The 21,716-nt window shown below is 69.7% G+C and carries 18 protein-coding genes; 3 read left to right on the forward strand and 15 right to left on the reverse strand.

Going from position 1 to position 21,716, the window contains the following annotated elements; genetic code table 11:
* Nucleotides 1-45 precede the first annotated feature (45 nt).
* The 3 genes from M2165_RS06775 to M2165_RS06785 are packed head-to-tail and all read right to left on the reverse strand — an operon-like array spanning nucleotide 46 to nucleotide 2,697.
* Nucleotides 46-849: an ABC-2 family transporter protein gene (locus M2165_RS06775; protein ID WP_280813910.1), complete on the reverse strand. Its 804-nt coding sequence runs from the start codon at nucleotides 847-849 to the stop codon at nucleotides 46-48.
* Between the two features lies 1 nt (nucleotide 850).
* The gene (locus M2165_RS06780; RefSeq protein ID WP_280817485.1) at nucleotides 851-1,693 is read right to left on the reverse strand and encodes an ABC-2 family transporter protein; all 843 of its coding nucleotides are present in this window, start codon (nucleotides 1,691-1,693) and stop codon (nucleotides 851-853) included.
* A 5-nt stretch (nucleotides 1,694-1,698) separates the two neighbouring features.
* Nucleotides 1,699-2,697, reverse strand: a complete 999-nt coding sequence (locus M2165_RS06785; RefSeq protein ID WP_280813911.1) for an ABC transporter ATP-binding protein — start codon at nucleotides 2,695-2,697, stop codon at nucleotides 1,699-1,701.
* Nucleotides 2,698-2,796: 99 nt separating this feature from the next.
* Between M2165_RS06785 and M2165_RS06790 the strand changes: the two genes are divergently transcribed.
* Complete coding sequence (locus M2165_RS06790; protein WP_280813912.1) at nucleotides 2,797-3,624, forward strand: HAD-IIB family hydrolase; 828 nt, start codon at nucleotides 2,797-2,799, stop codon at nucleotides 3,622-3,624.
* A gap of 37 nt (nucleotides 3,625-3,661) precedes the next feature.
* Here M2165_RS06790 and M2165_RS06795 read toward each other — a convergent pair whose 3' ends face one another.
* The 5 genes from M2165_RS06795 to uvrA all read right to left on the reverse strand — a co-directional run bounded on the left by M2165_RS06795 (nucleotide 3,662) and on the right by uvrA (nucleotide 13,822).
* Nucleotides 3,662-4,633, reverse strand: coding sequence for a tripartite tricarboxylate transporter substrate binding protein (locus tag M2165_RS06795; RefSeq protein WP_280813913.1), 972 nt, complete (start codon nucleotides 4,631-4,633; stop codon nucleotides 3,662-3,664).
* Nucleotides 4,634-4,778: 145 nt separating this feature from the next.
* Nucleotides 4,779-5,741 (reverse strand): tripartite tricarboxylate transporter substrate binding protein, encoded by a 963-nt coding sequence (locus tag M2165_RS06800; protein ID WP_280813914.1) that lies wholly within the window; start codon nucleotides 5,739-5,741, stop codon nucleotides 4,779-4,781.
* Between the two features lie 105 nt (nucleotides 5,742-5,846).
* Nucleotides 5,847-6,893 carry a histone deacetylase family protein gene (locus tag M2165_RS06805; RefSeq protein WP_280813915.1) on the reverse strand — a complete coding sequence of 349 codons (1,047 nt, stop codon included), beginning with the start codon at nucleotides 6,891-6,893 and terminating at the stop codon, nucleotides 5,847-5,849.
* A 7-nt stretch (nucleotides 6,894-6,900) separates the two neighbouring features.
* Nucleotides 6,901-7,950: an ornithine cyclodeaminase gene (locus tag M2165_RS06810; RefSeq protein WP_280813916.1), complete on the reverse strand. Its 1,050-nt coding sequence runs from the start codon at nucleotides 7,948-7,950 to the stop codon at nucleotides 6,901-6,903.
* Between the two features lie 118 nt (nucleotides 7,951-8,068).
* Nucleotides 8,069-13,822: an excinuclease ABC subunit UvrA gene (uvrA, locus tag M2165_RS06815; protein ID WP_280813917.1), complete on the reverse strand. Its 5,754-nt coding sequence runs from the start codon at nucleotides 13,820-13,822 to the stop codon at nucleotides 8,069-8,071.
* Nucleotides 13,823-13,996: 174 nt separating this feature from the next.
* Here uvrA and M2165_RS06820 point away from each other — a divergent pair, with 174 nt between their 5' ends.
* Nucleotides 13,997-15,103 carry an ABC transporter substrate-binding protein gene (locus tag M2165_RS06820; RefSeq protein WP_280813918.1) on the forward strand — a complete coding sequence of 369 codons (1,107 nt, stop codon included), beginning with the start codon at nucleotides 13,997-13,999 and terminating at the stop codon, nucleotides 15,101-15,103.
* 135 nt (nucleotides 15,104-15,238) lie between these two features.
* A complete protein-coding gene (locus tag M2165_RS06825) occupies nucleotides 15,239-16,345 on the forward strand; it encodes an ABC transporter substrate-binding protein (protein WP_280817486.1) in 1,107 nt (368 codons plus the stop codon).
* Nucleotides 16,346-16,360: 15 nt separating this feature from the next.
* Here the strand turns inward: M2165_RS06825 and M2165_RS06830 are convergent, their stop codons facing one another.
* The 7 genes from M2165_RS06830 to M2165_RS06860 all read right to left on the reverse strand — a co-directional run bounded on the left by M2165_RS06830 (nucleotide 16,361) and on the right by M2165_RS06860 (nucleotide 21,710).
* Nucleotides 16,361-16,507 (reverse strand): hypothetical protein, encoded by a 147-nt coding sequence (locus M2165_RS06830; RefSeq protein ID WP_280813919.1) that lies wholly within the window; start codon nucleotides 16,505-16,507, stop codon nucleotides 16,361-16,363.
* 111 nt (nucleotides 16,508-16,618) lie between these two features.
* Nucleotides 16,619-18,313, reverse strand: coding sequence for an MFS transporter (locus M2165_RS06835; RefSeq protein WP_280813920.1), 1,695 nt, complete (start codon nucleotides 18,311-18,313; stop codon nucleotides 16,619-16,621).
* A 161-nt stretch (nucleotides 18,314-18,474) separates the two neighbouring features.
* A complete protein-coding gene (locus tag M2165_RS06840; RefSeq protein WP_280813921.1) occupies nucleotides 18,475-19,122 on the reverse strand; it encodes a 2-hydroxychromene-2-carboxylate isomerase in 648 nt (215 codons plus the stop codon).
* A complete protein-coding gene (locus M2165_RS06845; RefSeq protein ID WP_280813922.1) occupies nucleotides 19,119-19,394 on the reverse strand; it encodes a DUF1289 domain-containing protein in 276 nt (91 codons plus the stop codon). The genes M2165_RS06840 and M2165_RS06845 overlap by 4 nt, the downstream gene beginning before the upstream one ends.
* Nucleotides 19,391-19,882, reverse strand: a complete 492-nt coding sequence (locus M2165_RS06850; RefSeq protein ID WP_280813923.1) for a YbaK/EbsC family protein — start codon at nucleotides 19,880-19,882, stop codon at nucleotides 19,391-19,393. The genes M2165_RS06845 and M2165_RS06850 overlap by 4 nt, the downstream gene beginning before the upstream one ends.
* Before the next feature lie 83 nt (nucleotides 19,883-19,965).
* Nucleotides 19,966-21,021 carry a GntG family PLP-dependent aldolase gene (locus M2165_RS06855; protein WP_280813924.1) on the reverse strand — a complete coding sequence of 352 codons (1,056 nt, stop codon included), beginning with the start codon at nucleotides 21,019-21,021 and terminating at the stop codon, nucleotides 19,966-19,968.
* Nucleotides 21,018-21,710 (reverse strand): ABC transporter permease subunit, encoded by a 693-nt coding sequence (locus M2165_RS06860; protein WP_280813925.1) that lies wholly within the window; start codon nucleotides 21,708-21,710, stop codon nucleotides 21,018-21,020. The genes M2165_RS06855 and M2165_RS06860 overlap by 4 nt, the downstream gene beginning before the upstream one ends.
* Nucleotides 21,711-21,716 lie beyond the last annotated feature (6 nt).

Genomic DNA, 21,716 nt, shown 5'->3' on the forward strand with positions numbered 1-21,716 from the left:
GCCTTTCGCGGAACCTTCGCGTGCTTCGCGTCCGGATGTCCGAATTCAATTGCCGGTTGAGGCGTAGTGCCGCAGGCCCAGCGCCCAGGCACGGAACGCGAGCGCAAGGAAGACGAAGCCGGCGAGGGGCGACACCCATCCCGCCCATGCCGGCGCACCGAGCGGATCGGGCTTGCCGAGGATCGCGAGCACGGGGTAGTAGGCCACGCAGGCCAGCGGCACGATGAAGGTCAGCACGCGGCGGAACCAGCGCGCGTAGAGCGCGAGCGGGTACTGCGCCGCCTGCACGCCGCCGTAGGTCAGCACGTTCGCGATCTCGAGGCTCTCGACGGTCCAGAACGACAACGTGCCCTGCAGCACGAGGATGCCGAGGAACAGCGCCACGCCGCCCGCGAGCGCGAACAGCGCGACGGCGACAGGCTCCGGTCCCCACGCCAGGCCGCTCTGCACGGTGCCGAAGCCCAGCACCAGCAGGCCCTGCAGCAGGCGCCCGAGGCGACTGATGCGGAAGTCGTGCCCCATGAGCTGCAGCGCGAGCGGACGCGGGCGCAGCAGCAGCCGGTCGAAGGTGCCGGTGCGCAGGAACTCGGTGCCCAGCACGTCGAAGCCGCGGCCGAGCGCGTCGGCGATCGCGAACATGCAGTTCACGAGGCCGTAGAAGATCGCCACTTCGCCGAGCGTCCAGCCGCCCACTTCGCCGAAGCGGTGGAACAGCGCCCACACCGCGATCACCTCGATGCCGGTGCCGATGAACTGGCCCAGCGTGAGCATCAGCGCCGAGGCCGGATAGCGCATCTGGCCGCCGAGCGCGGCCTTCACGAGGCGCAGGAAGAGCGCGAGCGAGCCCATCTCAGCCGCCCTGCACTTCGAGCCGGCGCATCGTGCGGCCCATGAACACATGGCCGAGCGCGACCAGCAGCGCGATCCAGACGCACTGCAGCCCCAGCGCCGCCCATGCCTGCGCACCGCCCAGCAGCCCGAAGTACAGCCGCGCGGGAATGTCGACCACGCCCGCGAAGGGCTGCAGCAGCAGCGCCGTCTGCCATGCATCGGGCAGCAGCGCGAGCGGCAGCAGGTTGCCCGAGAACACGATGACGATCGGCGCGGCCAGCGCATTGATGCCGCGCTCGTTGAGCGCCGCCGCAGCCGCGATGTTGAGCAGCATCACCATCGCGGCCGAGAGCAGCAGCGCAAGCACGCAGGAGGCGGCGAAGGCGAGCGCGGCGGCCGCGTTCGCAGGCGGCCGCCAGGCCCAGTCGCCGAGGCCGGCGAGCGGCAGCGCGACGGCCGCGAAGCCGGCCATGAGCGCCACGCGCGGCAGCACGCGCGCCGCGATCCAGCCCGCGCTGCGCGCGAACCAGAGCGCATAGGCGTCGACCGGACGCAGCCGGTCGTAGGCCACCGCACCCGTGCGCACCGCCTGCGCGACCTCGGGATCGCCGAGCCACGGCAGCAGCGCGAGCAGCCCCTGCGCGAGCCAGGTGTAGGTGACGGCCTCGGCCAGCGACATCGGCGCGCCGCCCGTCGCCGCGGTGCCCGCGCCATAGAAGGCCGCGAGCACCATCACCTTGATGCCGCCCCACCAGCACTGCGTGGCGAAGCCCGCGAGCGCGGCGGTGCGGTACTGCAGCATCTGCAGGAAACGCGATGCGAAGGCGGCGGTGTAGGGGCGCAGCCGCTCGCCCAGGCCCATGCGCCTCATGCCTCGGCCGCGCCATGCATCGCGTAGAAGCGCGCGATGACCGCCTCGATCGCGAGGCCCTCGAGCCGGATGTCCTCCACCGCATGCTCGGCCGCGATGCGGGCGATCAGCGCGGGTGCCGAGGTGTGGGCCGGATCGAAGTCGAGCACCAGGGTCTGGCCGTCGCGCGAATGCACCCGTGCGCCATCGACCTGCAGCGGCAGCTCGGCCTGCTGCGCGAAGTCGACCACCAGCCGCCGCTCGGCCATGACCTGCGCGCGCAGCGCCTCGACCGGGCTGTCGGCCAGCACCCGGCCGTGGCCGATGACGATCACGCGGCGGGCCAGCGCCTCGATGTCGTGCATGTCGTGCGTGGTCAGCAGCACCGTGGTGCCGCGCTCGAGGTTGGCGCGGCGCACGAAGTCGCGCACCGCAAGCTTCGAGGGCGCGTCGAGGCCGATGGTGGGCTCGTCGAGGAACAGGATGTCGGGCTCGTGCAGCAGTGCGGCCGCGATCTCGGCGCGCATGCGCTGGCCCAGCGACAGCTGGCGCACCGGCTGGTCGAGCACGCGCTCGAGCTGCAGCAGCGCCACCAGCTCGTCGCGCGTGCGGCGGTAGCGCGCGGGGTCGACGCGGTAGATGTCGCGCAGCAGGTCGAAGCCGTCGCCCACGGGCAGGTCCCACCACAGCTGGGTGCGCTGGCCGAAGACCACGCCGATGCGCGCCACGTGGCGCTCGCGGTCGGCGAAGGGGTCGCGTCCGTCGACGACGACGCGCCCGCCGTCCGGCCGCAGGATGCCCGCGAGGATCTTGATGGTGGTCGACTTGCCCGCGCCGTTCGGCCCGATGAAGCCCAGCAGCTCGCCGCGCTCGAGCGCGAACGAGACGCCCGAGAGCGCCTCCACCGTGCGGTGCCGGCGCTGCACGAGGCCGCGCAGCGCACCGATCACGCCGGGATCGCGCTCGGAGATGCGGTAGGTCTTGCGGAGCTGGTCGACGGCGATGTGGTGAGGCATGGCGGAAGGGCGCGTGGCGCCGGCGCCCGTGGTGCGGCGGGGGCGGGATGCTACACGAAAGCGCCGGTAGGATCACGGCTCCCGCACGATCCCCTCGCCATGCAACCGCCACCGCCCCTGCCGCCCTCGCCCCATCACCTGCTGCCGCTTCGCCAATGGAGCGCCGCCGCGCGCGCCAACCTGGTCGGCGTGTTCACCGACATCGACGACACGCTCACCACCGAGGGCGCGATCACGCCCGATGCGCTGCAGGCGCTCGCGGCACTCAAGGCCGCCGGGCTGCACGTGGTGGCGATCACCGGCCGGCCCGTGGGCTGGAGCGAGCCCTTCGTCTCGGCCTGGCCGGTGGATTCGATCGTGGCCGAGAACGGCGCGGTCGCGCTGCTGCCGCTGCCCGGCGGCAGGCTGCAGAAGCGCTACCAGCAGGATGCCGCCACGCGCGCCGCCAACTTCGCGCGCATGCAGGCGGTGCTCGCGCGCATCGAGCGCGAGATCCCCGGCGCGCGCCGCGCCACCGACTCGGCCGGGCGCGAGACCGACATCGCGATCGACCACAGCGAGTTCACCGAACTTGACGAAGACACCATCGCCCGGGTGGTGGCCCTGATGCGCAGCGAAGGCATGCATGCCACCGTGAGCAGCATCCACATCAACGGCTGGTACGGCGACAACGACAAGCTCGAAGGCGCGCGCTGGATCACGCGCGAACTCTGGGGCCGCACGCTCGACGAGGAAATCGACCGCTGGGCCTACGTGGGCGACTCCACCAACGACCAGCTGATGTTCCGCAGCTTCGCGCACAGCATCGGCGTGGCGAACGTGGCGCGCTTCGTGCCGCAGCTGGAGCACCTGCCGCGCTACGTGACGCAGGGCGAGCGCGGGGCGGGGTTCGCCGAAGCGGTGCGGGCGGTGCTGGCGGCCCGCTGAGCCGGCCAACCCGGAGGCCCGCCGCGGGCCGCGCCGCTCACTTGCCCTTGGCGAGCCCCAGCTTCTCGATCACCGCCTTCTCGCGCTTCACCGTTTCCCGCGCGAACTGGGTGTACTCGGCCGAGCTCTTGTAGTCGGGCAGCATGTCGTAGCGGGCGAGCGCGGCCACGTAGCTCGGATCTTCCATCGCCTGCTTGAACGCATCGTGCAGCTTCTTCACCACCTCGGGCGGCGTGCCCTTGGGGGCGCCGATGCCGAAGGGCGAGGTCTGCACGATGTCGTAGCCCAGTTCCTTCAGCGTGGGAGCGTCGGGGAACTTGGCGAGGCGCTTCTCGCCCCAGGTGTTGAGCACGCGCAGCTTGCCGGATTCCACGTGCGGTGCGAAGCCCGTGCTGTCGGCGACGGCCATGACCTGGCCGCTGAGGATCGCGAACATCGCTTCGGCATTGCCCTTGTAGGGCACGTGCTGCAGCTCGATGCCGGCCTGCTGCGCGAGGATCTCGGTCGTGAGGTTCGGCGTCGTGAGATTGCCGGTCGAGCCGTAGGTGAGCCGGCCCGGATTGGCCTTGGCGTAGGCGACGAAGTCGGCCCAGGTCTTGAGCGGGCTGTCGGTCGGCACCACGATGCCGAAGGCATAGCCGGTGACGTTGATGACGTACGTGACGTCCTCGAGCGGATCCCAGTGGATCTTGGTGGTGTAGCCGATGCGGAATACGCCGAGCGGGATCTGCGCCAGCGTGTAGCCGTCCGGTTGGGCGATCTGCAGGCTCTGCGCCGGCAGGGTGCCGCTGGCGCCGGGCTTGTTCTCGATGAGGACGGGCTGGCCGAGGATCTTGCTCGCGTTGTCGGCGAGCTGGCGCATGGTGACGTCGGTCGGCCCGCCGGCCGAGAAGGCGATGATCAGCTTGATCGGCTTGGCAGGAAAGTTCTGCGCCAACGCTGACAAAGGTGAGGCAATTCCGCAAAGCATGAGCATTGCGGCACAGCAAAGAGACATTCGACGAGACATGGCTTCCCCCTGATATGTTTGGAAGGCCATTGGGCTCGCATGCCGCCGCGTCGGCAATCGGGGCGGGCCCTTGCACGCTGTCGCGCATGCACCCGTCGAGACCCGGGCAAGAAGGCTCAAGGCCCTCCTGCGCGTCTCCCTGCTTCTACTTCGCGAGCCCCAGCTTGTCGATCACGGCCTTCTCGCGCACCACGGTGTCCTGCGCGAACTTGGTGTACGTGGCCGAGCTCATGTAGTTGGGCAGCATGTCGTAGCGCTCGAGCGCGGCCACGTAGCTCGGCTCCTCCATCGCCTGCTTGAAGGCGTCGTGGAGCTTCTTCACCACCTCGGGTGGCGTGCCCTTGGGCGCGCCGATGCCGAACGGCGAGTTCTGCACGATGTCGTAGCCCAGTTCCTTCAGCGTGGGTGCATTGGGGAACTTGGCGAGGCGCTTCTCGCCCCAGGTGTTGAGCACGCGCAGCTTGCCCGCCTCGACCTGCGGCGCGAAGCCGGTGCTGTCGGCGGCGGCCATGAGCTGGCCGCTGAGCACGGCGAGCATCAGGTCGGCGCTGCCCTTGTAGGGCACGTGCTGCAGCTGGATGCCGGCCTGCTGCGCAATGATCTCGGTCGTGAGGTGCGGGCTCGTGAGATTGCCGGTGGAGCCGTAGGTGAGCTTGCCCGGATTGGCCTTGGCGTAGGCGACGAAGTCGGCCCAGGTCTTGAACGGGCTGTCGGTCGGCACCACGATGCCGAAGGCATAGCCGGTGACGTTGAGCACGTAGCTGATGTCCTTGAGCGGATCCCAGGTCAGCTTGGTGGTGTAGCCGAGGCGGAACACGCCGAGCGGAATCTGCGCCACGGTGTAGCCGTCGGGCTGCGCGGTCTGCAGCGCCTGCGCGGGCAGCGTGCCGCCGGCGCCGGGCTTGTTGTCGATGATGACCGGCTGGCCGAGGATCTTGCTCGCGTTGTCGGCGAGCTGGCGCATGGTGATGTCGGTCGGGCCGCCGGCCGGGAACGCGATGACCAGCTTGATCGGCTTGGACGGAAAGGCCTGCGCGGAGGCCGACAGCGGGGCGAACACGCCGCATGCGGCAAGCGCGGCGGCACAGAGGAGGGATCGGCGGAACATGGCGGTTTTTCCTGAAAACGAAGACGAAAGCGCGCATTGGGCCTCGCCCCCCCGGCGGCGGCAATCGGTGCTCACCCGACTGCTGTCGCGGATGCGCCAGGCCGTTCAGTTCGCGGCTTGCTCGAACCCCTGCAGCACGTTCACCGCGTTGACGCCCACCTCCGCCACCGCATAGCCGCCCTCGAACACGAAGACGGTCGGCAGCCCGGCGCGCGCGAGGTCTTCGCCCATGCGCAGGTAGTCGTCGCTGCGGAGCCTGAAGCCCGAGATCGGATCGCCCTCGAAGGTGTCGACGCCGAGCGACACCACGAGTGCGCCGGCCCTCACGGCGGCGATGCGGTCGAGCGCGCTCTTCAGTGCCGCGCGCCAGGTTGCGAAATCGGTGCCGCGCGGCAGCGGCAGGTTGTGGTTGTAGCCCTCGCCCGCGCCGCTGCCGCGCTCGTCGGCATGGCCGAGGTAGTACGGGTAGTCGGTCAGCGGGTCGGCATGCAGGCTCGCGAAATGCACGTCGGCGCGTTCGTAGAAGATGGCCTGCGTCCCGTTGCCATGGTGGTAGTCCACGTCGAGCACGGCCACGCGCGCCACGCCCGCATCGCGCAGCGCCTGCGCCGCGACCGCGGCGTTGTTGAGAAAGCAGTAGCCGCCGAAGAAGTCGGCGCCCGCATGGTGCCCGGGCGGCCGCGTGAGCGCGAAGGCCGCGCGTGCGCCGCCCGCGACGCGCTGCGCGGCGGTCCATGCGCAGGCGGCGCCGTGGCGCGACGCGGCCCAGCTGCCGGCCGTCAGCGGCGTGCCCGCGTCGAAGGCGAACAGGCCCAGGCGCGCCGGGAAGCTCTTCGGCAGCACGTCGGTGCGCATGCCGCGCGTCGGCCAGTAGGAGGGCAGCGCATCGCGCGCGGCATTCGCCGGATCGAGCGCGACCCATTCGTCCCAGGCATTCGCGATGAAATCGAGATAGCGCGGCGCATGCACCTTCGCGAGCAGCGCCTCGTCGAAGGCATCGGGCGCGGCCAGTGGGCCGAGGCCGCGGCGTTCGATCTCGGCCTTGACATGGTCGACGCGCGCCGGCACCTCGAAGCAGGGCACCAGCTCGCCCCGGAACATCTCGACTTGGCCCTGGTGCAGCGCGTGCCGGTCGTTGTAGATGGTGAGCATGCGGCCATCATGCCGCACGCCGCAGCACGGCCCGGCGCCGGCCCGAGGCGGTGAGACCGAACAGGTCCTTCGGGTCGTCGAGCTGCGGCACCAGCGCGATCTGCCGCCCCACGCCGCGCTCCAGCGCCAGCTGGCGGATGTAGCGCAGCGCGGTGTAGTCCTCGAGCGCGAAGCCGACCGAATCGAACATCGTGACCTGCTCGGCGCTCTCGCGGCCGGGCACCTCGCCGAGCAGCACGCGCCACAGCTCCTGCACCGGGAAGTCGGGCGGCAGCTGCTGGATCTCGCCCTCGATGCGGGTCTGCGGCTCGTATTCGACGAACACCCGCGCGCGCCGCAGCACGTCGGGATGCAGCTCGGTCTTGCCGGGCGAATCGCCGCCGACCGCGTTGATGTGCATGCCGGGCTCGATCATCTCGGGCGTGAGGACGGTCGCCTGCCCCTGGAACGCGGTGATGGTGGTCACGATGTCGGCGCCGCGCACCGCCTCGGCGACGGAATGCACGGGCAAGACGGCCATCGGCGTGCAGGCCGCGAGGTGCCGCATCAGCTTCTCGGTGGCGCGCGGATCGACGTCGAACACGCGCACCTCCTCGATGCCGAGCAGCGCATGGAAGGCCAGCGCCTGGAACTCGCTCTGCGAGCCGTTGCCGATCAGCGCCATGCTGCGCGAGTCGGGCCGCGCGAGCGCCTTGGCGGCCATGGCCGAGGTCGCGGCCGTGCGCAGCGCGGTCGTGAGCGTGAGTTCCGACAGCAGCACCGGATAGCCGGTGTCCACCTCGGCGAGCACGCCGAAGGCCATCACCGTCGGCAGCCCGACCTGCGTGTTGTGCGGATGGCCGTTGACGTACTTGAAGGCATAGGCGCCGTCGTCCGCCACGGGCATCAGCTCGATCACGCCGAGGTGCGAATGGCTCGCCACGCGCGCTTTCTTGTCGAACTCGCGCCAGCGCAGGAAATCGTCGCGCAGCGCGTCGGCCAGGGCGGCGAGGAATTCCGGAACGCCGGTTTCATCCACCAGGCGAACCAGGCTGTGCACATCGATGAAGCGGGTCATGGCATGGCTCCTTGCGTAGCCCCGCCGCGGCGCTTCATCCCGTCACACGTTCATTCCACCATGGCTGATCCAGGATGCGCCTGCGCCAGGGTCTGAGCCCATTCTGCGCCTGCTTTCATCAACGCGCCAGCACGGGCTTCAGCGCTACGCCGGTGTGGGTACCCAGCCGCACCACGTCCTCGGGCGGCGCCGCCGCGACCACCCGGCCGCCCGCGTTGCCGCCCTCGGGGCCGAGGTCGAGGATCCAGTCGGCCTCGGCGATCAGGTCGAGGTCGTGCTCGATGACCACCACGCTGTGGCCGCCGTTCACCAGCCGGTGCAGCACGTGGATCAGCCGTTCGACGTCCGCCATGTGCAGGCCCACGGTCGGCTCGTCGAGCACGTAGAGCGTGTGCGGCGCCTTCTGGCCGCGGCGGGTCACGTCGTCGCGCACCTTGCTGAGCTCGGTCACCAGCTTGATGCGCTGCGCCTCGCCGCCCGAGAGCGTGGGCGAGGGCTGTCCCAGCGTCAGGTAGCCCAGGCCCACGTCCTTCAGCAGTTGCAGCGGATGCGCGATGTTGGGCATCGCGGCGAAGAACTCCACCGCCTCGTCCACCTCCATCTGCAGCACCTCGCCGATGCTCTTGCCACGCCAGCTCACGGCCAGCGTCTCGGGGTTGAAGCGCGCGCCGTGGCAGACCTCGCAGGGCACCTTCACGTCGGGCAGGAAGCTCATCTCGATGGTGCGCACGCCCGCGCCGTCGCAGCCGGGGCAACGGCCCTCGCCGGTGTTGAAGCTGAAGCGCGCCGGTCCGTAGCCGCGCGCCTTGGCTTCGAGCGTGTCGGCGAAGAGCTTGCGGATGGTGTCCCAGAAGCCGATGTAGGTGGCCGGGCAGCTGCGCGGCGTCTTGCCGATCGGCGTCTGGTCGACCTCGAGCACGCGGTCGATGGTCTCGTAGCCCTCGACGCGCTTGCAGCCCGACCACGCCGGCCGCTTGCCCGCGGCATCGGCCTCGCGGCCCGCCTTGGTGGTGCGCTGCGCGACGATGGCCTGCACGTTGGCGAGCAGCACGTCGCGCGCGAGCGTCGACTTGCCCGAGCCGCTCACGCCGGTGACCACCACGAGGCGGCCGAGCGGCAGCGTGGCGGTCACGTCCTGCAGGTTGTGCAGGTCGGCGCCATGCACCGTGAGCCATTCGCCGCTGTCCTCGGCCTTCGGGTCGGGCGAGGGAATCAGGCGCCGCGCATGCAGCGGATGGCGGATCGCATCGCGCAGGTAGCGGCCGGTCTGCGAATCGGCCGCGGCCTCCACCTCGGACACCGAGCCCTGCGCCACGAGGCGGCCGCCGCGCTTGCCGGCGCTCGGGCCGATGTCGATGATGTGGTCGGCGCGGCGGATGGTGTCCTCGTCGTGCTCCACCACCACCAGCGTGTTGCCCTTGTCGCCGAGCTTGTGCAGCGCGTCGAGCAGGATCTGGTTGTCGCGCGCATGCAGGCCGATGGTCGGCTCGTCGAGCACGTAGCACACGCCCTGCAGGTTGCTGCCGAGCTGCGCCGCGAGCCGGATGCGCTGCGCCTCGCCGCCCGAGAGCGTGGGCGCGCCGCGGTCGAGCGTGAGGTAGCCCAGGCCCACTTCTTCCAGGAACTCGAGCCGGCTGCGGATCTCGGGCACGAGGTCGCGCGCGATCTCGGCCTCGCGGCCCGACAGCGAGAGGCCGTCGAACCACTGCCGCACCTCGGTCACGCTCATGCGCGCAAGCTCGGTGATGCCGATGCCGCTCACGCCGTCGGCGCGCGTCACGCCGAAGCTCACGGCGCGCGCCGTGGCGTTGAGCCGCGTGCCCTCGCAGGTCGGGCAGGCCACGTCGGCGAGGTCCTCGACCTCGGGCTCGGCGAAGGTCTGCTCGCGGCCCTTGCTGTCGTCGGCGAGCACGGAGTCGTCGAAGACCTTGCGCTGGTCCTTGCTGAGCTTGACGCCGGTGCCCACGCAGTCGGGGCACCAGCCGTGCTTGCTGTTGTAGCTGAAGAGGCGCGGATCGAGTTCCGCATAGCTGGTGCTGCAGACCGGGCAGGCGCGCAGCGTGGAAAACACATGCACGCGGCCGATGCCCGAGGCCGAGGCACCGTTGCGGATCGCATCCTCGAGCCCGTCGAGCTCGCTCAGCACGTGCACCACGCCCTTGCCGTGCTCCAGCGCCTTGGCGAGCGCCTCGCGCAGTTCGTTCTCCTTCGAGGGCAGCACGTCGAGGCTGGCCACCGGCAGCTCGATGCTGTGCTCCTTGAAGCGGTCGATGCGCGGAAAGCCCGTGGTCGGCAGGAAGTCGCCGTCCACGCGCAGGTGGGTGAAGCCGCGCGGGCGCGCCCAGTCGGCCAGTTCGGTGTAGACGCCCTTGCGGTTGCTCACCAGCGGCGCGAGCAGGCCGATGTGCTGGCCCTTGAAGTTGCGCATCAGCTGCGCGGCGATGCTGTCGGGCGTCTGCGGTTGCACCGCCGCGCCGTCGCGCGTGCAGTGCTGGATGCCGAGCTTCACGTACAGCAGGCGCAGGAAGTGCCACACCTCGGTGGTGGTGCCCACCGTGCTCTTGCGGCCGCCGCGCGAGAGCCGCTGCTCGATCGCCACGGTCGGCGGAATGCCGTAGACCGCATCGACCTCGGGCCGGCCCGCGGGCTGCACGATGCTGCGCGCATAGGCGTTGAGCGATTCGAGGTAGCGGCGCTGCCCTTCGTTGAACAGGATGTCGAAGGCCAGCGTCGACTTGCCCGAGCCGCTGACGCCGGTCACCACGCTGAACTTGCCGCGCGGGATCTCGACGCTGAGGTTCTTGAGGTTGTGCTCGCGCGCATTGACGATCTCGATCGCCTTGCCGCCGGGCGCCGCCTTGGCGTTGGCGACGTAGCGCCGCGCCGCGCGCTCGGCCACCTTGTAGGCGCCGGGGCCGATGGCGAGTTCGTAGTCGGCGAGCGCCGCGCCGGTCAGCGAGGCGCGGTTCTCGCGCAATTGCTCGGGCGTGCCCTCGGCCACCACCAGGCCGCCCCCCTCGCCGCCTTCGGGGCCGAGGTCGATGCACCAGTCGCTGGCGCGGATCACGTCGAGGTTGTGCTCGATCACGATCAGCGAATGGCCCGCGTCGAGCAGCTTGCGCAGCGCGCGCATCAGGCGCGCGATGTCGTCGAAGTGCAGGCCGGTGGTCGGCTCGTCGAACAGGAACAGCGTGCCCTTGCGCGCCACCGACTGCCGGCTCGCGGTCGCGTTCTTCGCCGCCTCGGCCAGGAAGCCCGCGAGCTTGAGGCGCTGCGCCTCGCCGCCCGAGAGCGTGGGCACCGGCTGGCCGAGCTTGACGTAGTCGAGCCCCACGTCGGAGATCGGCTGCAGCACGCGCAGCACCTCGCGGTCGGCCTCGAACACCGTGGCGGCCTCGGCCACCGTGAGCTCGAGCACGTCGGCCACGTTGTAGCTGCGGCCCTTGCGCTCGACCTTCACCTCGAGGATCTCGGGCCGGTAGCGCTGGCCGTCGCAGTCGGGGCAGCGCAGGTAGACGTCGGAGAGGAACTGCATCTCCACGTGCTCGAAGCCCGAGCCGCCGCAGGTCGGGCAGCGCCCGTCGCCCGAGTTGAAGCTGAACTTGCTCGCGGTGTAGCCGCGCTGGCGCGAGAGCGCCGCGGTGGCGAAGATCTCGCGGATCGCGTCCCAGGCGCCGACATAGCTCGCCGGATTGGAGCGCGCGGTCTTGCCGATCGGCGACTGGTCGACGAAGACCACGTCGCCGAGGTGATCGGCGCCGAGCAGGCGGTCGTGCGCGCCCGGCGCCTCGGTGGCCTTGCCGAAGTGGCGCATCAGCGCGGGGGCGAGCACGTCCTGCACCAGTGTCGACTTGCCCGAACCGCTGACGCCGGTCACGCACACGAGGCGCGCGAGCGGGAAGTCGACCGTGATGTTCTTCAGGTTGTGCTCGCGCACGCCCTCGAGGATGAGCCGGTGCGTGTTCTCGCTCACCAGCCGCTTGAAGCCCATGCCGATCTTCTTGCGCCCGCCGAGGTACTGGCCCGTGAGCGTGTCGGCATCGCGAAGTGCGTCGGTGCTGCCGTCGAACACGATCTGCCCGCCGCGCACGCCGGGCCCGGGGCCCATGTCGATCACGCGGTCGGCCGCGAGCATCACGGCCGGGTCGTGCTCGACCACCACCAGCGTGTTGCCGGCATCGCGCAGGCGCAGCATGGCCTCGGTGATGCGGTTCATGTCGCGCGGATGCAGGCCGATGCTGGGCTCGTCGAGCACGAACAGCGTGTTGACCAGCGAGGTGCCGAGCGCGGTCGTGAGGTTGATGCGCTGCACCTCGCCGCCCGAGAGCGTGCGGCTCTGGCGGTCGAGCGTGAGGTAGCCGATGCCCACGTCGTGCAGATAGCGCAGGCGGGTGGTGATCTCCTCGAACAGCAGCTTCAGCGCCTGCGCCTCGCCTTCGCTCGCGGGCGTGCCGTTGCCGCGGTGCTCGACGCGGTCGAAGAACTGCCGCAGCCGCTCGATCGGCAGCAGCATCAGATCGTGCAGGCACAGGCCCGGCAGCGTCTCGAGCTGCGCGCGCGTCCACTTCACGCCGTTCGGCATGAAGCGCTTCTCGGGCGGCAGCACCGCGTCGGCGTCTTCCTTGCTGCCGATGCGCCAGAGCAGGCTCTCGAGCTTGAGGCGCGCGCCCATGCAGGTGGGGCACGGCGTGTAGCTGCGGTACTTCGACAGCAGCACGCGGATGTGCATCTTGTACGCCTTGCTCTCCAGGTAGCCGAAGAAGCGGCGCACGCCATACCACTGCTTGTTCCAGTTGCCCTCCTTGTAGTTGGGCGTGCCCTCGATCACCCAGTGCTTCTGCTCCTCGGTGAGCTTGTTCCAGGGCGTGTCGCGCGGAATGCCGGCCGCCTCGGCGTGGCGCATGAGGTCGTCCTGCGCCTCTTTCCACGCGGGGGTCTGGATGGTCTTGATCGCGCCGGCGCGCAAGGTGAGCTTGTCGTTGGGGATCACGAGGCCCAGGTCCACGCCGATCACGCGGCCGAAGCCGCGGCAGGTGTCGCAGGCGCCCACGGCCGAGTTGAACGAGAACATCGACGGGATCGGGTCGGTGTAGCGGATGTCGCTCTCGGGGCAGTGCAGCCCGGTCGAGAACTTCCAGACATCCGTCGGGGCGTTCTCTTCGGAGCCGGTGGCATGCACCGTGACCCGCCCGCTGCCGCGCTTGAGCGCGACCTCGATCGCCTCGACCACGCGCGCACGCTCGGCGCTGGAGGCGCGGAAGCGGTCGGCCACCACGTCGAGCACCTTGCGCGGGCCGGTGAGTGTGGCCACCTCGCGCTCGCTCTGCACGCGCGTGAAGCCGCTGGCCGAAAGCCACTGCGTGACCTCTTCGGCCGTGGTGCTGGCCGGCAGCTCCACCGGGAAGGTGACGACGAGCCGCGGATCGCCCGCCGCCGCCGCGCGCTCGGCGATCTGCGCGTAGATGCTGTCGGGCGTGTCGTGCCGCACCGGCAACGCGGTCTCGCGGTCGAACAGGTCGGCCGCGCGCGCGTAGAGCAGCTTCAGGTGGTCGTTGAGTTCGGTCATCGTGCCGACCGTGGAGCGCGAGGAGCGCACCGGGTTGGTCTGGTCGATCGCGATGGCGGGCGGCACGCCCTCCACCTTGTCGACGGCCGGCTTGTCCATGCGGTCCAGGAACTGGCGCGCGTAGGCCGAGAAGGTCTCCACGTAGCGCCGCTGGCCTTCGGCATAGAGGGTGTCGAAAACGAGGCTCGACTTGCCCGAGCCGCTGGGCCCGGTGACCACGGTCATCTCGCCGGTGCGGATGTCGAGGTCGAGGTTCTGGAGGTTGTGCTGGCGCGCGCCGCGAATCCGGATGGAGCCCTGTGTCATGAGTGCCTTGGGGGGTGGGGCAAACATTCTAGGGAGTGCGGGATGACGTTTTTGCGCAATGCGTCACAAGCTCCACGGGCGCGCAGGGGTTTGTACGGATTGAGCAGGCGACACTTTATGAAACAAATAGCACCTTTGTTTACGTTCGTAGCGAAGCTACCCGAAAGTGTCTCCATGAAGAAGCTGCATCTCCTCTGCGCCGCGCTGCTGACCCTGGCCGCGAGTGCGGCGCCGGCCCAGATCCTGATCGGCCAGACCGCCGGCATGACCGGCTCGGTGGCCGCGAGCGTGAACGAGACGATCGGCGGCGCCCAGCTGGTGATCGACGCGGCCAATGCCCAGGGCGGCATCCACGGCGAGAAGATCGAGGTGGTCCGCATGGACGACGCCTTCGACGTGAAGCGCGCCGGCGAGAACGCCCGCGTGCTGATCGAGGAAAAGAAGGTGCTGGCGCTCTTCATGAGCCGCGGCACGCCGCATTCGCAGGCGATCGTGCCCTGGCTCGACAAGAACGACGTGGCGCTGATCGGCCCCTCCACCGGTGCGATGGTGCTGCACAAGCCGGTGCTCCGGCATGTGTTCAACGTCCGGTCCACCTACCAGCGCGAGGCCGAGAAGGCCGTGCAGCACCTGCTCACCACCGGCATCTCGCGCATCGCGGTGGTCCATGTCACCGATTCCTTCGGCCTCGATGCGCTGGAAGGCGCGACGGCCGGCTTCGCCAAGGGCCAGGCCAAGCCCGCCGTCACGCTGCCCGCCGACCGCGACAAGCCCGACTACAAGGCCCTGATCCCCGCCATCAAGGAAGCCAACGCCCAGGCGGTGCTGTGGATCGGCTCCGGCACGGCGGTGGTCGAAGGCGTCAAGGCGCTGCGCGCGGCCGGATCGGCGGCGCAGGTGGTGACGCTCTCGAACAACGCGTCCTCGGGCTTCATCAAGCAGCTGGGCGATGCGAGCAAGGGCGTGATCGTGACCCAGGTGTTCCCGAACGAGCGCTCGATCAGCTACCCGATGGTGAAGGAGGCGCTCGCGCTGGCAAAGGCCAAGGGGCAGGCGGAGCTGTCGCCCGCCGCGCTCGAAGGCTTCGCGGCGGCCAAGGTGCTGGTCGAGGCGCTGCGCCGCGCCGGGCCCAAGCCGACGCGCGCCAGGCTGCTGGCGGCGCTCGACGGGCTACGCGCCTTCGACCTCGGCGGGCTCGAAGTGAGCTACTCGCCGCAGGACCATTCGGGCATCGATTTCGCCGACCTGTCGATCATCAGCGACGGCCGCTTCAAGCGCTGACCGGCGCCGGCGCGGAGGGCGCTGGAAACCATCGTTTGACAGGGTTTCCACGAGCGATGGAATGTCACTCGTGGCAACACATTACACATCTTCTGACAGAAGCATCCGCTTCTCGCAAAGGCTCGTCCGATGAAGATGTCCAGCTTCCGTGTTGCCGCGCTCGTCCTTGCCATGTGGAGCGCTTCCGCCGTATCCGCGCAGATCCTGATCGGCCAGTCGGCCGATCTTTCGGGCCCGGTGGCCGCGAGCGTGAAGGAGACGATCCTCGGCTCGCAGCTGCTGATCGACCAGGTCAACGCCCAGGGCGGCATCCATGGCGAGCAGATCGAGGTGATCCGCCTCGACGACGGCCTCGATCCGAAGCGCTCGCTCGAGAACACGCGCATCCTGATCGAAGACCGCAAGGTGCTCGCGATGCTGCTCAACCGCGGCACGCCCAACACGCTGGCCGTGATCCCGCTGCTCGACAAGCACGGCGTGCCGCTGATCGGGCCGTCGACCGGCGCGATGTCGCTGCACCGGCCGGTCCAGAAGCACGTCTTCAACGTGCGCTCGACCTACCAGCGCGAGGCCGAGAAGGCGGTGCAGCACCTGCACACCACGGGCATCCAGCGCATCGCGGTGGTGCAGGCCGACGACTCCTTCGGCAAGGACGCGATGGAGGGCGCGAGCAAGGGCTTCGAGAAGGCGGGCCTCACGCCGGCCGTGCTCGCTCTGGCCGACCGTTCCAAGCCCGACTATTCGGCCATCGTGCCGCAGCTGACCAAGGCCAATGCCCAGGCGGTGCTCTGGATCGGCTCGGGCACGGCGGTGACCGAAGGCGTGAAGGCGCTGCGCGCCGCGGGTTCGGCGGCGCAGATCATCACGCTGTCGAACAACGCCGCCTCGGGCTTCATCAAGGAGCTCGGCTCCGCGAGCGCGGGCGTGATCATCACCCAGGTGCTGCCCTACGAGCGCTCGGTCGCGCATCCGCTGATCAAGGAAGCGCTGGGCCTCGCCAAGGCCAAGGGGCAGAACGAGCTCTCGCCGGCGCTGCTCGAGGGCTTCGTCGCCACGAAGGTGCTCGTGGAGGCCCTGCGCCGCACCGGGCCGAAGCCCACGCGCGCCAAGCTGCTCGCCACCTTGAACAGCCTGCAGTACGACCTGGGCAGCGGGCTCGACGTGAGCTACTCGCCGCAGGACCACACGGGGATCGACTTCGTCGACCTCTCGATCGTCAGCGACGGGCGATTCAAGAGGTAGAGCCCGCCCCCGGGTTCACTTCGGCGCCGGCGCCGGCTCGGGCACGTGCGTGGCCTCGGTGCCGTGCTTTTCGCCGGACATGTCGACCTTGTCGCCGGCCTGCGAGATCACGTACAGGGCAATGGCGGCGAAGATGACGAAGCCGATCGCGAGTTTCCACATGGGTGCTGTCTCCGGATGATGTTGAGGGTTCAAGAAAAAGGCCTCGTGCCGGACGGCACGAAGCCCCTTTGTTGAACGGAGGGCCGCGGCCCTCCTGTCGGTGCGGGTCAGTCAGTCATTCGCGTAGATGTCGACGTCCTTGGTCTCGCGGATGAACAGCGTGCCGACGACCAGGGTGATGCCCGCGATGATGATCGGGTACCAGAGGCCGTTGTACATGTTGCCGGTCGAGGCCACGATCGCGAACGCCGTGGTCGGCAGCAGGCCGCCGAACCAGCCGTTGCCGATGTGGTACGGCAGGCTCATCGAGGTGTAGCGGATGCGCGTGGGGAACAGTTCGACCAGCATGGCGGCGATCGGGCCGTAGACCATGGTCACCAGCAGCACCAGCCAGAACAGCAGCCCGATGGTCAGCGGCTTGTTGATCTTGGCGGGATCGGCCTTGGCGGGATAGCCCGCGACCTTCAGGTCCTCGGCCACGCCCTTCTTGAAGGCCGCGATCTCCTTGGCGGAGCTCTCGTCGAACTTCAGGTTCACGACGTTGCCCACGGGCGCTTCGACGGTCTTGTCGCCGATCTTCACGATGGCCTTCGAGCCCGGCGCGCCGGCCACGTTCTCGTAGCTCACCGAGTTCTGCACCAGATAGCGCTTGGCGATGTCGCAGGAGCTGCGGAAGTCGATCTCGCGCGCCACCGGGTTGCCCTGGAAGGAGCAGGTCGCGGGATCGGCCGTCACCGTGACGCCCGCCGTCGCCTGGGCGCGCGCCAGGTCGGGGTTGGCGGCTTCGGTCAGCATCTTGAAGACCGGGAAGTAGGTCAGCACGGCCAGCAGGCAGCCCGCCATGATGATCGGCTTGCGGCCGACCTTGTCCGAGAGAATGCCGAACACCACGAAGAAGGGCGTGCCCAGCAGCAGCGAGGCCGCGATCATCAGGTTGGCGGTGGTGCCGTCGACCTTGAGCTGCTGCGTGAGGAAGAACAGCGCGTAGAACTGGCCCGTGTACCAGACCACGGCCTGGCCGGCGGTGAGGCCGATCAGCGCCAGGATCACGATCTTGAGGTTCTTCCACTGGCCGAACGACTCGGACAGCGGCGCCTTCGAGGTCTTGCCCTCGGCCTTCATCTTCTGGAAGGCCGGCGACTCCGACAGCGAGAGGCGGATCCACACCGAGATGCCGAGCAGCACGATCGACACCAGGAACGGAATGCGCCAGCCCCATTCGCCGAACACCTGTTCGCCGAGCCAGGTCCGCACGCCCAGGATCACCAGCAGGCTCAGGAACAGGCCGAGCGTGGCGGTGGTCTGGATCCACGAGGTGTAGGCGCCGCGCTTGCCGTGCGGCGAATGCTCGGCCACGTAGGTGGCGGCACCGCCGTACTCGCCGCCGAGCGCGAGGCCCTGCAGCATGCGCAGCGCGATCAGGATCACCGGCGCGGCCACGCCGATGGTGGCGTAGCTCGGCAGCAGGCCGACGATGAAGGTCGACAGGCCCATGATCAGGATCGTGACCAGGAAGGTGTACTTGCGCCCGATCATGTCGCCGAGGCGGCCGAACACGATGGCGCCGAACGGCCGCACCAGGAAGCCCGCGGCGAAGGCCAGCAGCGCGAAGATGAAGGCCGCGCCGGCATCGAGGCCGCTGAAGAACTGCTTCGCGATGATCGCCGCGAGCGAACCGTAGAGATAGAAGTCGTACCACTCGAACACCGTGCCCAGGGAGGAGGCGAAGATGACCTTCTTCTCCTCCGCGGACATGGGCCTGGGGGCCGGATGCGGCACCCCCCTCGAATCCAGCGTTGCTGCCATTTGCGTCGTCTCCTGTGTAATGCGTCGGTCCCGGCATTCGGGACCGTGGGGCATTCTTGGAGGCGCGACTGACCCGAGGCTTTCGCGAAACTGAATCGACGCTTACGAATTAAGGTGAAACCCGCGCCGCTCGTTTCAGCTTGTAAGAAATGGCGGTCTGCTCAGGCTTTGCTGCTGCGCAGCAGGGACGGCCGCTGGTCGGCGGCGGCCCATTGCGGACCGTCGAACCATGCGTCGCCTTCGAGGTACGCGCGCAGCATCGCGAGCCCGTCGAAGCCCCAGAACAGGCGGCCGTCGACCACGCAAGACGGCGTGCCGAACACGCCGGCCTGGATGGCCTCTTCGGTGTTGCGCTTCAGCAGCGCCTTGTTCTCGTCGCCGTTCGCATCGCGCAGCGGCTTGTCCAAGTGCGCCGCCAGTGCGGCCAGGCGCGCGGGGTCGGCCGCTTCCTCGCCGCCGCGCCACACCTGGCGGAACAGCGTCTCGGCGACGAAGCGGCTGATGCTGCCGTCCTCCGAGGTCGAGAGCGCGAGCCGCAGGTGGGCGAGCGGGTTGTACGGGTGCGAGGCCGGCATCTCGATCGGGATGCCGTGCGCATGGCCGAGCCACAGCACGTGGCGGTAGGTCCAGCTGCGCTTGGCCGGGATCTCGGCCGGCCCGAGCTGGCCGTGGTGCTTGAGGATCGCGCCGAGCAGCACCGGCTTGTAGGCGATGCTGAAGCTCAGCCCTTCGAGCGCGTTCGGCAGATGCTCGAAGGCGAGGTGCGCGTACGGCGAGATGAAGTCGAGGTAGAAGTCGATGTGCTTCATGCGCTGCTGTCTCCTTGTGCTGCGGGATGTTCGGGCGCATGCCCGAGCGCGGCCTGCGCCCGCCACTCTATCGCGCGCCACACGCCGCGCCGCGCCGCGTCCGCCATGCGGCTCCAGCCCGCGATCTCGTCGATGGTGCGCAGGCACCCTTCGCACAAGCCGCCCGGCCGGTCCATGCGGCAGACCGAGGTGCAGGGCGAAGGCACGTCGCCGGCCGCGTGCTGCACGGCCGCGGCACGCGCGGCCAGCGCCTGCAGCGCATCGGCGTTCACACCACGTCCGCCACGGGCGCGCCGCCGGTGAGCTTCTCGAGGTCGTGCGGCCGCAGCTGGAACACCGCATGCGGATGGCCCGCCGCGGCCCAGATCTCCTCGAAGCGGAACAGCTCGCGGTCGATCAGCACCACGGGCGGCGTGGCATGCGCCACCGGCGACACGCCGCCGATGGTGAAGCCGGTGCGCGCCTTCACGAACTCGGCATCGGCCCGGCCGGTCTTGCCGACCAGCGCATCGACCTTCTTCTCGTCCACGCGCTTGTCGCCCGAAGTGACGACCAGCACCGCCGCGTCGTCGCTCTTGCGCCGGAAGATGATGCTCTTGGCGATCTGGCCGACCGAGATGCCGAGCGCATCGGCGGCCTGCTGGGCGGTGCGGCAGGCGTCGTCGAGCATGCGCGGCGCATGCGCATGGCCGGCGTCCTGCAGCACGCGCGCAACGCGCTGGACGGATTCGGGAAGGGTGTGGAGTTCGGCACCGCACATGGGATCAGCAGGGATGAAGGAGGGGGCGTCGATTGTCGGCGGAACCCGCCCGGCCTGCCAACGCCGGTGCGCAGGGCGCGCGCTCAGCCCGCCAGCACGCGCACGAAGGCCTGCACCGCGCGCGTGATCGCGGCGTCGTCGATGTGGCGGTGGGTCACGCAGCGCAGCGCGCGCGGCCCCCAGGGCCGCACGCGCAGGCCGGCCGCCTCGAGCGCGGCCACCCAGTCGGCGCTGCTGCGGCCGGTCGCCGAGACGTCCACGAGCACGATGTTGGTCATCGGCCGCACCACCTGCAGCGTGGCGCCCAGGGCGCGGAGTCCTTCGCCGAGCCGCGCCGCGCGCGCATGGTCTTCGGCCAGCCGCGCGCCCATGGTCTGCAGCGCTTCGAGGCCGAAGGCCGCGAGCACGCCGATCTGCCGCTGCGTGCCGCCGAGCATGCGGCGCAGCGTGCGTGCGCGCTGCACCATCGCGCGGTCGCCCACCAGCACCGCGCCGGCCGGCGCGCTCAGTCCTTTCGACAGGCACAGCGAGACGCTGTCGACATGCTGCGCCACGCGCGCCGGCGCCGCGCCCAGCGCCACCGCGGCGTTGTACAGCCGCGCGCCGTCGAGGTGCACCGCCGCGCCGTGGCGCCTGGCCATCTCGTAGACCTGCGCCATGTGCGCGAGCGGCAGCACCGCGCCGCCCGCGTTGTTGTGCGAGGTCTCCATCGCGACCAGCGCCGTGCGCAGCCGGTGGCCGCCGGCCGCCAGGGTGTCTTCCAGCAGGTTCGGGTCCATCGCGCCGTCGGCGCCCGGAATGCCGACGTAGAACGCGCCCGAGAACGTGGCGCTGCCACGCTCGGCCGTGATCATGTGGGCATTGGCCTCGGTCACCACCTGGCCGTTGCGCGGCACCTGCGCCAGCACCGCGAGCAGGTTGCCCATGGTGCAGGTGGGCACGAACAGGCCCGCCTCCTTGCCCAGTTCGGCGGCGGCAAAGGCCTCGAGCTCGCGTGCGGTGGGATCGCCGTCCAGCCCGTCGTCGCCCAGCGGGGTGCTGCGCGCGCGTTCGAACATGGCGTCGGTGGGACGGGTGACGGTGTCGCTGCGCAGGTCGACCGCGTCGAGCGCCTGGAGGGAAGGTTCGTGTGGGTTCATCGGATGACGGCCTTGCGTTGTTCGAGCAGGCGAACGCCCTGCGAGGCGGCGCTGCAGATCACCATGTAGACGAACGCGACGAACAGGTACATCTCGACCAGCCGTCCGTCGCGCTGCCCGACCTTGGCGGCTGCGCCCAGGAAGTCGGTGAGCGAGAGCACGTAGACCAGCGAGGTGTCCTGGAACAGGATGATCAGCCGCGTGACCAGCGCCGGCATCATGTTGCGCACGGCCTGCGGCAGCACGATGTGGCGCAGGCTCTGCCAGTGCGTGAGTCCGAGCGCCTGCGCCGCGGCCGACTGGCCGCGCGCGATCGACTGGATGCCGGCGCGCATGATCTCGCAGAAGTACGCGGCCTCGAACAGCGTGAAGGTGATCACCGCCGACTTGAAGGCGCCCACCGCCACCGGCCGCGAGGCGCCGGTGAGCCAGGCCCCCACGTAGGGCACGAGGAAGTAGAACCAGAAGATCACCAGCAGCAGCGGCACCGAACGCAGGGTGTTGACGTAGATGCCCGCCGGCCATGCGATGAGGCGCCGCGGCGACAGCCGCGCGACCGCCAGCAGCGTGCCCAGCGCCAGCCCCATCACGGCGGAAAGCGCGGTCAGCGTGAGCGAGAAGCGCATGCCCTCCGCAAAGAGGTAGGGTGCAGCCTGCCCGATGACCGACCAGTCGAAGGAATAGCCCATGGTGCT

This window comes from Variovorax sp. TBS-050B (assembly GCF_029893635.1).
In the GTDB taxonomy this organism is placed as follows: domain Bacteria; phylum Pseudomonadota; class Gammaproteobacteria; order Burkholderiales; family Burkholderiaceae_C; genus Variovorax.